Origin of the sequence: Pseudomonas sp. (genome assembly GCF_049645325.1) — a bacterium.
Taxonomy (GTDB): Bacteria; Pseudomonadota; Gammaproteobacteria; order Pseudomonadales; family Pseudomonadaceae; genus Aquipseudomonas.
In genome coordinates this window covers 1-11,437 of record NZ_JBARTQ010000313.1, presented here as the reverse complement: position 1 = coordinate 11,437, position 11,437 = coordinate 1, and the positions used below count along the sequence as shown (strand labels likewise).

Sequence of the window (11,437 nt, the reverse complement as noted above, 5' to 3'; positions counted from 1 at the left end):
CAACACCACCGGCTTTATGGTCGGCACCGAGTCGGAGCAGCAAGGGGTGATCAAGCACGGTGCCAAGATGATCCAGGCCGTCGCCAATGCGCGCGTGCCTAAACTCACCGTGGTGGTCGGCGGCTCCTACGGCGCCGGCAACTATGCAATGTGTGGCCGGGGCCTGGACCCGCGTTTTATCTTCGCCTGGCCCAACAGCCGCACGGCGGTGATGGGCGGCGCGCAGGCAGGCAAGGTGCTGCGCATCGTCACCGAGGCCAAGCAGTTGAAGGATGGCTTGGTGCCCGACCCCAAGGTGCTGGACATGCTGGAGCAGGTCACCGCGCAGAAACTCGACAGCCAGTCCACCGCCCTCTATGGCAGCGCGAACCTGTGGGATGACGGGCTGATTGATCCACGCGATACCCGCGTGTTGCTCGGCTTGTTGCTGGATATCTGCCACGAGGCCGAGGTGCGGCAGTTGCAGCCCAATAGCTTTGGCGTGGCGCGTTTCTAACTTGATCGTTCCCTCGCTCTGCGCGGGAATGCAGCCCAGGACGCACCGCGTCCCCACAGGGAGCAGAATAAAAATGATCTTTACCCAGGAACATCAGGAACTGCGCCGCACCGTGCGCGCCTTCGTCGATCGCGAGATCAACCCCCACGTGGACGAATGGGAAAAAGCCGGGCGCTTCCCCATCCACGACATCTTCCGCAAGGCCGGCGACCTCGGCCTGCTGGGCATTTCCAAACCAGAACAATTTGGCGGCATGGGGCTGGATTACAGCTACTCGATCGTTGCCGCCGAGGAGTTCGGCACCATTCGCTGCGGCGGCATTCCGATGTCCATCGGCGTACAGACCGACATGTGCACCCCAGCCCTCGCCCGCTTCGGCTCCGATGAACTGCGCGACGAGTTCCTGCGCCCGGCCATCAGCGGCGAGCAGGTCGGCTGCATCGGCGTCTCGGAAACCGGGGCCGGCTCTGACGTGGCCGGGCTGAAAACCCACGCGCGCAAGGACGGCGACGACTACGTGATCAACGGCAGCAAAATGTGGATCACCAATTCACCCAGCGCCGACTTTATTTGCCTGCTGGCCAACACCTCCGACGACAAACCGCACGTCAACAAATCGCTGATCATGGTGGCGATGAACACGCCTGGCATCACCGTCAGCCCGCCCCTGGAAAAGCTCGGCATGCACAGCTCCGAGACGGCCCAGGTGTTCTTCGACGGCGTGCGCGTGCCGCAACGCAACCGCATCGGCCACGAAGGCGCGGGCTTCATGATGCAGATGCTGCAGTTCCAGGAAGAACGCCTGTTCGGCGCGGCCAATATGATCAAGGGCCTGGAGTACTGCATCGACAGCACCATCGAGTACTGCAAGGACCGCCAGACCTTCGGCAAGGCGCTGATCGACAACCAGGTCATTCACTTTCGCCTGGCCGAGTTGTCCACGGAAATCGAATGCCTGCGCGCGCTGGTTTACCAGGCCACCGAGCAATACATCAAGGGCCAGGACGTGACCCGCCTGGCGTCGATGGCCAAGCTCAAGGCCGGGCGGCTGGGCCGCGACGTCAGCGACAGCTGCCTGCAATATTGGGGCGGCATGGGCTTCATGTGGGACAACCCCGTGGCCCGCGCCTACCGCGACGTGCGGCTGGTGTCGATCGGCGGCGGTGCCGACGAAATCATGCTGGGCATCATCTGCAAATTGATGGGCACGTTGCCCGGGAAGAAATCATGAACACCCTGCTGCTGGAACCGCATAACGGGGTGCTGCACATCACCCTCAATCGCCCGGAAAGCCGCAACGCCATGAGCCTGGAAATGGTCAACGAACTGCGCGCGGTGCTGGCAGGGCTGGACGACCAGGTGCGCGCGCTGGTGATCAGCGGCGCGGGCGGGCATTTCTGCGCCGGGGCGGATGTAAAGGACATGATCACTGCAGGCAACCAGATGCAGGCCTTGAACCGGGCGTTCGGTACCTTGCTGCAAGAAGCGGAAGCGGTGCCGCAGGTGGTGATTGTGGTGCTGCAAGGCGCCGTCCTGGGCGGTGGGTTTGGCTTGGCCTGTGTGAGTGATATTGCGATTGCCGATCACCAGGCGCAATTCGGCTTGCCGGAGACCAGCCTGGGCTTGTTGCCGGCGCAGATTGCGCCGTTTGTGGTCAAGCGTATCGGCTTGACCCAAACCCGACGGCTGGCGCTGACGGCGGCGCGGTTTGATGGCGCAGAGGCCGGACGGCTGGGCGTGGTGCATTTTGTCGAGACTGATCCGCAGGCGTTGGCGGAACGGGTGGATGAAGTGTTGGGGCAGGTATTGCGGTGCGCCCCTGGGGCAAATGCTCGGACCAAGGCGCTGTTGCTGGCGAGCGTGGAGCAGCCATTGGGGCCATTGTTGGATCAAGCCGCTGAGTGGTTCGCAGAGGCGGTGGCTGGGGAAGAAGGCATTGAGGGGACTCGGGCGTTTTTGCAGAAGCGCAAGCCTGGGTGGGCTCGATGAGTGGCGGCGGCCCACGGATTCAAGCCCGCGGGCGGGCATGCCGAGCCAAAGCGAGGCACCGAGTGGAGGGGCAAGAGCGCTTTGGTTACTTTCGCGCTTTTCGAAAGTGACTCGCCGTAAGGGCGAAACCCACCCCCCCATCACCGCAAAAAATGGACATACACCCGAGGCCCCAAAAAATGCCGCAGCTCACAAAAATCCTGATCGCCAACCGTGGCGAAATCGCCTGCCGCATCCAAAAAACCGCCCAGGCATTGGGCTACCGCACAGTCGCCCTCTACAGCGACGCCGACGCCGACGCCTTGCATGTCCAAATGGCCGACGAAGCCGTACGCATCGGCCCCGCGCCCGTCCAGCAGTCATACCTGAACATCGCCGCCATCCTCGAAGCCGCCCAACGCACCGGCGCCGACGCCATCCACCCTGGCTACGGCTTCCTTTCTGAAAACGCCCCATTCGCCAAAGCCTGCCTCAACGCCGGGCTGACCTTCATCGGCCCCAGCGCCGAAGCCATCGAACTGATGGGCAGCAAGCGCCTGTCCAAACTCGCCATGCTCGATGCCGGTGTGCCCTGCATTGCCGGCTACCAAGGCAGCCAACAAGACGACGCCACCCTGCAGCAGGAAGCCCACCGCATCGGCTACCCCCTGATGATCAAAGCCAGCGCCGGCGGCGGCGGTCGCGGCATGCGCCTGGTCCACGACAGCACGCAACTGCTCGACCAACTGCGCACCGCACGCTCCGAAGCCCTGAACGCCTTCGGCAGCGACGAACTGATCCTCGAACAGGCACTGATCGAGCCGCGCCACGTCGAAATCCAACTGTTTGGCGACAGCCACGGCCACCTTATCTACCTCGGCGAGCGCGACTGCTCGGTCCAGCGCCGTCACCAGAAAGTCATCGAAGAAGCGCCCTGCCCGGTGATGACGCCTCACCTGCGCCAAGCCATGGGCGAAGCGGCGCTCAAGGCCGGGCGCGCGGTCAACTACGTCGGCGCCGGCACCGTGGAATTCCTGCTCGACCGCAACGGCCAGTTCTACTTCCTGGAAATGAACACGCGCCTGCAAGTGGAACACCCCGTGACCGAACTGATCACCGGCCTTGACCTGGTGGCCTGGCAACTGCACATCGCCGCCGGCCAGCCGTTGCCTCTGCATCAACACGACGTGACCCTGACCGGCCACGCCATGGAAGTGCGCCTCTACGCCGAAGACCCGGTCCAGGGCTTTCTGCCGCAAACCGGTGATGTGCTGCGCTGGGAGCCGGCCGCCGGTGTACGCATTGATCACGGCATAAACGAAGGCCAACGCATCAGCCCGTTCTATGACGCGATGCTGGGCAAGATCATCGCCCACGGCGCCACCCGCGAAGAAGCCCGGCGCAAACTGCTGCGGGGAGTGGAAGACACGGTGTTGCTGGGCGTGACGACTAACCAGCGCCTGTTGATCGACCTGCTCAAGCAGCCGGATTTTATCGCGGGCGATTTCAGTACTGCATTTATCGGCAAGCACTTCAGCGACATATCGCGCCAGACCGCCGCCCCTGAACAGGTCGCCCTGGCCGCCGCGCTGTTTTACCAACAGAGTGCCGACACCCATCGCCAAGGCTTGTCAGGCTGGCGCAATAACCCCGGCGCCCCGTGGACCTATCGCCTGGCGGTCAACGATGACGTTGAGGATGTGTCCGTCAGCGTGCCGCAACACAACCGGCTGCTGGTCAATGGCATCGAGATTGCCGACCTGGCTGCCGATGGACGCTGGGCCACCGCGGTGATCAACGGCATTCGCCGCCGCGTTCCCTATCACCTGGATGGCACTCACCTTCGGTTCTCGGGTGTCAGCGTGACCAACCGCACTCAGCAAGTCGCCAGCCGCCAGGCCGACGCCAGCACCGGTACGGTCAAGGCGCCGATGGACGGTGCGATCGTCGAAGTGCGCGTCAGCGCCGGAGAAAACGTCTTCAAAGGCCAACTGCTGCTGGTGCTCGAAGCCATGAAAATGGAGCATCCGCTGACCGCCGGCATCGACGGCGTGGTCAAGGCTGTGCAGGTGATTGCGGGTGACCAGGTGCGCAATCGCCAGATTTTGCTGGAGATCGAATAGCCCTAGGCGGAACTACACGGCCGGGCTACGCTCTATCCCCATCAGGAAAGGACGAGTACGGGAACCTGCGCGATGCCTCATTGGCTGATTATTGACCTTGAAGCCACAACGGATGAAGGCGGCTGGCCCGTGACGGAGATGGAAGTCATCGAGATCGGCGCGAGCCTGGTAAACCGCCAAGGCCGCGAGCTGGATCACTTCCAGCGCTTTGTGCGGCCCCTGCGCCGTCCATTGCTGACGCCTTTCTGCCGCCAGTTGACCCACATCACCCAGGCCAACATTGATGGCGCCGCACCGATCACCGAGGTGTGGCCGCTGTTCGAGCGCTGGCTGGGCCAGCATCAGGCACGCCTGGAAGGCTGGGCCAGCTGGGGCGACTACGACCGCGCGCAGCTGGAGCTTGAATGGCAGCGCCACGGCCTGGCCAGCGCGCTCGCCCACACGCCGCACGTGAACCTCAAGCAGCGTTTCGCCAAGGCCCGCCGCCTGGACAAGCCATTGGGGCTCAACGGCGCGCTGCAACTGGCCGGGATGCAGTTTAATGGCCAGCAACACCGGGCGCTGGAAGATGCGCGCAATACCGCACGCTTATTACCGCTGATACTGCCAGTCTAGGCAGCCTCCCTGCCCTTGGGCATACTGGCCGACCTTTCCAGACCCTTTTCCGAGGATTCGCCCATGTTCAAAGTCAACGAGTACTTCGACGGCACCGTCAAGTCGATCGCTTTCGGCACCGCAGAGGGTCCGGCGACCATCGGCGTGATGGCCCCGGGTGAATACGAATTCGGCACCGCCCAGCGTGAAATCATGCACGTGGTCTCCGGCGCCCTGAGCGTCAAACTGCCAGACGCCAACGACTGGGAAACCTTCGCCGCCGGCAGCCAGTTCAACGTTCCGGCCAACAGCAAGTTCCAGCTGAAGGTCGCAGTGGATACGGCTTACCTGTGCGAATACCGCGGCTGAGTGTTCGCCCGGTCAAAAAAATGCCCGTCTCGTGTGAGACGGGCATTTTTTATGCGCGCTGTGTTTATTCGAGAACGGTGACCGGCATGCCGACTTCCAGTCGGCCCAGGCCGTCATTGACCAGGTTCTGGCCGAACATCACGTCGCCGTCCTGCTCGCGGTAGGTCTTGAGGGTGGCCAAGGGCTCACGGTCGGCGCTGCGCTCGCCGCTGGCCGGGTCGATGGTGGTGAGGATGCAGCGTGAGCAGGGCTTGACCACCCGAAACTCCACATCGCCGATGCGCACGCGTTTCCAGGTGTCTTCGGCAAAGGCGTCGCTGCCTTCGATGACGAGGTTGGGGCGAAACCGCAGCATTTCCATGGGCCGGCCGATGCGGCGGGACACGTCGTCCAGAGACGCCTGGCCGATCAGCAGCAAGGGAAAACCATCGGCAAAGCCGACCTTGTCGTCATCCTTGCCATACCCCGCCTCGGTGCTGCGCGCACGCTCCACCGGCACTTGCACCAGGCGCGTCGGCTTGCCGATAAAGGCACTGGCCCAGGCGGCGGCGGCATCGCCGGCGTCCGGCACGCGCAGGGTGTCGCGCCAAATGGTCACGCCGCGCAGCTCGGCGTCGCTGCCAGGCAACGCCACCTCCAGCGGCGCATAACCGGGAGAACTCAAGGTCAGGCCGCCGGTGCCATTCCACAGCGCCGACAGCTGGCTCATCTTCGCCACCGCGCGCTGCGTGAGGAAACGCCCGCTGGCTTCATCCACGAGCATCCAGCGTCGATCCCCTTCGAGCCCGAGTTTATCCAGGCCGATTTGCTGCAAGGTGTCGGCCTTGCCGGACTTCAAGGGGTAACGGTACAACGCGCTGAGACGCAGCATGGGCCTGCTTTCCTGAGGGGCAAAGCCGTCACCCTAAGGTCAAGCGGGCACTTCGTCCAGCATTAGGCGCTGGCGCACCACGTCCACCAGCTTGTCGGGCTGGAATTTGGACAGGAAATTGTCGCAGCCGACCTTCTTCACCATCGAATCGTTGAAGCTGCCGGACAACGAGGTGTGCAGCACCACGTACAGACCGCGCAGGCGTGGGTCGTTGCGAATTTCGGTGGTGAGGCGGTAGCCATCCATCTCGGGCATTTCGGCGTCGGTGAAGATCATCAGCAGCTTGTCGGTCATCACTTGGCCGGTGTCGGCCCAGCCCTTGAGCATGTTCAACGCCTTGAGGCCGTCACTGGCGATGTGCATCTTCACGCCCAACTGCCCGAGGGTGTCGCGCAACTGCGACAGGGCGACGTTGGAGTCATCCACCAGCAGCACTTCGCGGCCACGGGCGCGTTCCAGCACCGGGTCCTCGAGTTTTTCGCGGGAGACCTTGGCGTTGTACGGCACGATTTCGGCGAGGACTTTTTCCACGTCGATGATTTCCACCAACTGGTCATCGACCTTGCTGATGGCCGTGAGGTAATGCTGGCGCCCGGCGCTGGCCGGCGGTGGCAGGATGGCTTCCCAGTTCATGTTGACGATGCGGTCGACGCCGCCCACCAGGAAGGCCTGCACCGAACGGTTGTACTCGGTGACGATAATCGTGCTGTTCGGGCCCGGCACCAGCGGGCGCATGCCGATGGCCTGGGACAGGTCGATCACCGGCAGCGTCTGGCCACGCAGGTTGACCACGCCGCACACAAACGGGTGGCGCTGCGGCATCAGGGTCAGCTTGGGCAATTGCAGCACTTCCTGCACCTTGAACACGTTGATCGCGAACAGCTGCCGCCCGGCCAGGCGAAACATGAGAATCTCCAGGCGATTCTCACCCACCAGTTGCGTGCGTTGATCTACCGTGTCGAGAATGCCGGCCATTAAAAGCTCCTGATGTGGGATTGTGCTGCTCACTTAAGGCTAGTTATCGGCGGCAAGCGCCAGACCTTGACCCCCTGTAAAATGCCACGTAAATGCATTGATGTCACACTGACATCATGGTTTACTGCAACGGCCTCGACACACGGCACTTCAGCCATCTTGCGCGACAGACAAATCGCCGCGAGGTTCCGCTGCGTAAGGGATTCCCCTACGAACAATCGGGCCCAACCTGATATTCGCGATATCTAATAGCCATTAATGTGACGCCATTCTCATTGCATGAATGGAGTCAGGCTTTTGTTTGCCATCCCTAGCCCTCGGCCCACGGGTCTTCCAGACTTTCACGTGGCGGCAACTGAAGTTGTGCAAGCGCTCCCGATAACAAGGGCCGCGCGTGGCGTTCGTTATTCAAATAAAGGTCCTACTGGAATTTCAGAAGCGGGCTACAGATTTCAGTCATATTTCAGCGGTAGTTTTACGCCATTCACCCGGTGCGGCATCTCATCACCCGACCTTATGTTGTGGAGACTTGCATGATGAACAGCGCAAACGAATGGCAAACTGCACTTCCTGAATTTCTGCTGGAAGCCGAAATGCTCCTGGCCAAATCCGAAGAGTGCCTGAACCACTTGCATTTGATTCGCAACGACAGCGATGCCATCGACTGCATGAAGACCAACCTCGCCAAACTGGCGGAAAAGGCCGAAGGCCTAGCGTTGCAGGCAATCAGCGAATTCTCCCGGCATATCCAATACCTGATTGCCAATGCCGTGAGCCCCATGCAACTGCATGACCAGGCGTTGAATGCCCTGCATGACTGCCTGACATTGTTGGCGTGGCAACTGGAGTTGATCGACACCCGCACCGGCGAACTGGGCCTGGACGAAAGTGAGCAAACTACCTTGATTGCAACGGTCACTTTGCAGATTCCGCAAAAAGACTTCGGTAATAAACCGCAGCAGCGCGTGCACCACGCATCGTGATGCGTTGAGCAGGTCGTATTTAATCGCCGACTTATCCAAAAACGACCATCCCCCCCCCAATGGCTGATACTGATGTGCGGGCGAAACATATCAATTAGCCATCAGCGTAATAACTATACAAACCAACTTAATTAATACAACGACGTACTCTTTCAACGCTGGGATTACCGCCCAAGGTGCTTGCCTGCTTAATAAGCCTTGAATGAAAGGCGCCAGGCGACCAACGGTAATAGTGGTGGTACTATGCCCCGCTCGAAGTGACTCAACTTCATCATGTATAAAAATGATTCGGCACCGCATTCCACACAGAGACCTGTCAGCCGCCGTGACCGGTCTTCCCGCAGCGAACCTTCATTGGCTCCATCCGCTATGTACGCCAGCCTCAAGTCACTCATCGCAAGGTCCGTGTCCCGCAGCAATGCACGCCGCTTGGTCCTCGCCCTGTGCCTTTGCTCGTTGCTGGTCAGCCTGTGGGCCTACACGCGATCCGCGCCGCTGCCGTTATTGATCCTGCTGCTCAACCTGGCCACCTTGCTGGTGGTGGGCCTGCACCAATGGAGCTCGCGCAAATCGATAAAATTCCAGCCGCAGGAACTCGCCGACCGCCTGCTGCAAGTCCAGGAAAACGAACGCCATCGCCTCAGCCGCGAGCTGCATGACGACATCGGCCAATTGCTGACCGCCGCCAAACTGCAAAGCGAATGGCTCAAGCGCCGCCTGCCCGACGACCTGCAAAGCCAATGCACGGTGCTGTGCAACACGCTGAATGAAACCCTGGCCAAAGTGCGCGACGTGTCCGCCATCCTCAACCCTCGGCAACTCGCGAGCCTGGGCCTTGAAGCCAGCCTGCGTGCGCACCTGCTCAAGACCCTGGAAAACACCCCGGTGCACTGGAGCCTGGAATGCCAGCAACGGCTGACCGGTATTCCGGAAGAAATGGCCGTGGCGGCCTTTCGCATCACCCAGGAAGCGGTGACCAACATGCTCCGCCACGCCCAGGCGCAGAATGTGCTGGTCCGCCTGCAACGCCTGCCCGAAGGCCTGTCGCTGATGATCTGCGATGACGGCCTGGGTTTTTCGCCCGCCATCAACCCAGGCCTGGAAGGCCAGCGGGGCATGGCCGGGATGTCCGAGCGGATAGATCAACTGGGAGGCACGTTGTCCGTCAACAGCCAGCCAGGCAAGGGCACGCGGATCGACGCGCTTTTCCCCTGGGCGCCCCGCGCGCTCGAACGGGCCAATTCCCCTAAGGTTCTCCAGTGACCTGCCAATTACTCCTGGTGGATGACCACGCACTGATCCGGGCTGGCGTACGCGCGCTGATCCAGGATATTCCCGGCTATAACGTGATCGGCGAAGCCAGTGATGGCGCGCAGTTGCTGGAGAAATTCAGCGCCCTGCAGCCCGACATCGTGCTGCTCGACCTGTCGATGAAGCACGTCGGTGGCCTGGACGCCTTGCAGCAACTCAAGGCCGCGTACCCCAAGAGCAGAGTGCTGATCCTGTCGATGCACACCGACCCGGACCTGATCATGCGTGCACTGGAGTCCGGCGCCCATGGCTACCTGCTCAAGGACACCACCGCCAACGAGCTGGAACACGCCCTGCTGGCCCTGCGCAACAACGAGCGCTACCTGAGCCCCGCCATTGCCCACACGGTGATCAACCAGGCGCTGATCCGCAGCCAGGGCCCGGCTTCGCCGATCCCCCACAGCCACAACCTCACGCCGCGCCAGCTGGAGATCCTGCGCCTGATTGTGCGCGGCAAGTCCACCCGGGAAATCGCCCAGGGCCTGGGGTTGAGCATCAAGACCGTAGAAGCGCATCGCTCGCAGATCATGAAACGCCTGCAGATATTCGACGTGGCCGGCCTGGTGTTATTCGCCGTGCGCGAGCAAATCATCAGCCTGGACGACTAACGGCGAGTTCACCGGCAAGTGCACGCGCAAGGCCTTGGGCAGCGCGGAGAAACGCAGGTCGTCGCCTTTCAAGGGCTCGCCATCGAGGTTGATGTACAGCCCTTCAGCCACCTTGATCTCGACCCAAGGCAGGCGTGCCCGCACGAACAGATTGTCCAGGCCCCAGCCGTCGCTCATCAGCGTCATCAGCGTGCCGACCACTTCCTGAGGCGCCGGCAGAATGCTGATATCCAGCAAACCATCATCGGCCAACGCGCCGGGGCACAGCACATGCCCGCCGCCTGCCTGGCGGCCGTTGCCGATGCCGAGCGCGAGCAGGTCACCTTTCCAGTGGAAGCCGGGGCCTTCGAGCTCACCATACGCGGCCTTCAATTCGCTGAAACGCGTCAGGCCGGTGAACAGGTAGGCGGCGCCGCCGAGGACTTTTTTCAGGTCTTCGGAGGTGTTGGCGGTGACTTGGCTGCCGAAACCGCCGGTGGCCATGTTGAGGAACATTTGGCTGCCGGCCTGGCCGAGGTCGATGGCCTTGGGTGGCACGTCCAGCAGCGCCAGCGCTTGTGCAGGCTCCAGCGGCACGCCGGCGGCGCGGGCGAAGTCATTGGCGGTGCCGAGGGGCATGAGCACCAGGCTGGCGTCGGTCTTGGCCAGGGCCATGGCTTCGGCGACATCGCGTAATGTGCCGTCGCCACCGCCGGCGATGAGGTGGGTGTAACCGTCGGCCAGGGCTTCGTTGACCAGCCGTTGGGCGTCGCCGCCTTCCCATGTGACGCGTACGGCCAGTTCCCAACCCTGTTCACGCCGCGCCTGCACGGCGGCGCGCACGTCCTCGTTGAGGGCTTGCTTGCCGTGGAGGATCAACAGTGCTTTGGGGGTGGACATCGGGGTGTTACTCCTGGGTTTGAGGGTTCCTGAAGGATGTGGACATTTGGGGAGGGGGAAAAAGTCATTGGGGTTGGAAATTAATTGGCCTTGGGGCCGGCTGGCTGGCTGAGTGCATATCCGTTATTTGGGGTGTGGCTGATATTGGTTCCGCTCTTACAGCGGCTCACTTTTGATAGAGCGCAAAAGTAAGCAAAACGCTCTTGCCCCTCCACTCGGTGCCTCGCCTAGGCTCGGCATGCCCGCACGCAGGCTTGAAT

Annotated in this window: 11 protein-coding genes and 1 pseudogene; 9 read left to right on the top strand and 3 right to left on the bottom strand. The window is 62.0% G+C overall.

The annotated features are described in order from the left end of the window. The 6 genes and pseudogenes from atuC to WBB95_RS14260 all read left to right on the top strand — a co-directional run. Positions 1-496, top strand: a pseudogene (atuC, locus tag WBB95_RS14285) (geranyl-CoA carboxylase subunit beta); the annotation flags it as partial. A gap of 73 nt (positions 497-569) precedes the next feature. Continuing rightward, complete coding sequence (gene atuD / locus WBB95_RS14280) at positions 570-1,727, top strand: citronellyl-CoA dehydrogenase (RefSeq protein WP_424488166.1); 1,158 nt, start codon at positions 570-572, stop codon at positions 1,725-1,727. After that, positions 1,724-2,485: an enoyl-CoA hydratase/isomerase family protein gene (locus tag WBB95_RS14275; RefSeq protein ID WP_424488165.1), complete on the top strand. Its 762-nt coding sequence runs from the start codon at positions 1,724-1,726 to the stop codon at positions 2,483-2,485. The genes atuD and WBB95_RS14275 overlap by 4 nt, the downstream gene beginning before the upstream one ends. 179 nt (positions 2,486-2,664) lie before the next feature. Then, positions 2,665-4,587 carry an acetyl-CoA carboxylase biotin carboxylase subunit gene (locus WBB95_RS14270; protein ID WP_424488164.1) on the top strand — a complete coding sequence of 641 codons (1,923 nt, stop codon included), beginning with the start codon at positions 2,665-2,667 and terminating at the stop codon, positions 4,585-4,587. 72 nt (positions 4,588-4,659) lie between these two features. Then, complete coding sequence (locus WBB95_RS14265) at positions 4,660-5,202, top strand: exonuclease domain-containing protein (RefSeq protein ID WP_424488163.1); 543 nt, start codon at positions 4,660-4,662, stop codon at positions 5,200-5,202. A 63-nt stretch (positions 5,203-5,265) separates the two neighbouring features. Then, the gene (locus WBB95_RS14260; RefSeq protein ID WP_027603886.1) at positions 5,266-5,550 is read left to right on the top strand and encodes a pyrimidine/purine nucleoside phosphorylase; all 285 of its coding nucleotides are present in this window, start codon (positions 5,266-5,268) and stop codon (positions 5,548-5,550) included. A gap of 64 nt (positions 5,551-5,614) precedes the next feature. Here WBB95_RS14260 and WBB95_RS14255 read toward each other — a convergent pair whose 3' ends face one another. After that, positions 5,615-6,421, bottom strand: a complete 807-nt coding sequence (locus tag WBB95_RS14255; RefSeq protein ID WP_424488162.1) for an MOSC domain-containing protein — start codon at positions 6,419-6,421, stop codon at positions 5,615-5,617. Between the two features lie 39 nt (positions 6,422-6,460). Beyond that, complete coding sequence (locus WBB95_RS14250; protein WP_424488161.1) at positions 6,461-7,396, bottom strand: chemotaxis protein CheV; 936 nt, start codon at positions 7,394-7,396, stop codon at positions 6,461-6,463. A 533-nt stretch (positions 7,397-7,929) separates the two neighbouring features. Between WBB95_RS14250 and WBB95_RS14245 the strand changes: the two genes are divergently transcribed. From WBB95_RS14245 to WBB95_RS14235, 3 genes are all read left to right on the top strand, one after another. Then, positions 7,930-8,379, top strand: coding sequence for a hypothetical protein (locus tag WBB95_RS14245; RefSeq protein WP_424488160.1), 450 nt, complete (start codon positions 7,930-7,932; stop codon positions 8,377-8,379). A gap of 369 nt (positions 8,380-8,748) precedes the next feature. Continuing rightward, a complete protein-coding gene (locus WBB95_RS14240; protein WP_424488167.1) occupies positions 8,749-9,642 on the top strand; it encodes a sensor histidine kinase in 894 nt (297 codons plus the stop codon). Beyond that, positions 9,639-10,298, top strand: a complete 660-nt coding sequence (locus tag WBB95_RS14235) for a response regulator transcription factor (protein WP_424488159.1) — start codon at positions 9,639-9,641, stop codon at positions 10,296-10,298. The genes WBB95_RS14240 and WBB95_RS14235 overlap by 4 nt, the downstream gene beginning before the upstream one ends. On the opposite strand, the gene yegS is transcribed toward WBB95_RS14235, so the two are convergent. After that, positions 10,257-11,177, bottom strand: coding sequence for a lipid kinase YegS (yegS, locus tag WBB95_RS14230; protein WP_424488158.1), 921 nt, complete (start codon positions 11,175-11,177; stop codon positions 10,257-10,259). The two genes, WBB95_RS14235 and yegS, sit on opposite strands and share 42 nt — an antisense overlap. Between the last annotated feature and the right edge of the window lie 260 nt (positions 11,178-11,437).